This window comes from Winogradskyella litorisediminis (assembly GCF_042675765.1).
Taxonomy (GTDB): Bacteria; Bacteroidota; Bacteroidia; order Flavobacteriales; family Flavobacteriaceae; genus Winogradskyella; species Winogradskyella litorisediminis.
In genome coordinates this window covers 2497-2857 of the sequence record NZ_JBHTJL010000003.1, presented here as the reverse complement: position 1 = coordinate 2857, position 361 = coordinate 2497, and the positions used below count along the sequence as shown (strand labels likewise).

Here is a 361-nt window from a genome sequence, read left to right as displayed (position 1 = left end):
TGTACTACGACTGCTAATGTAACTATTGACCAACCGACAGCGGCTCTCGCAGCTTCTATTTCTGCTTCGCAAGATGTAGATTGTTTTGGTGAGGCTACTGGTTCAGCTACTGTATCAGCTACTGGTGGGACTGCTGGATATACTTATTCTTGGAATACATCTCCGGTACAAACTACAGCTACTGCTACAAACTTAGCTCCTGGTAATTATACTGTTACTGTCACGGATGCGAATAACTGTACTACGACTGCTAATGTAACTATTGACCAACCGACAGCGGCTCTCGCAGCTTCTATTTCTGCTTCGCAAGATGTAGATTGTTTTGGTGAGGCTACTGGTTCGGCTACCGTATCAGCTACTG

The 361-nt window shown here is 45.2% G+C and carries 1 protein-coding gene; it reads left to right on the top strand.

Annotation, left to right across the window (positions count from 1 at the left end; genetic code table 11):
• Positions 1–361 (top strand): SprB repeat-containing protein (locus ACFQ1Q_RS00090; RefSeq protein WP_386126713.1); only part of this gene is annotated, 361 nt, incomplete at both ends.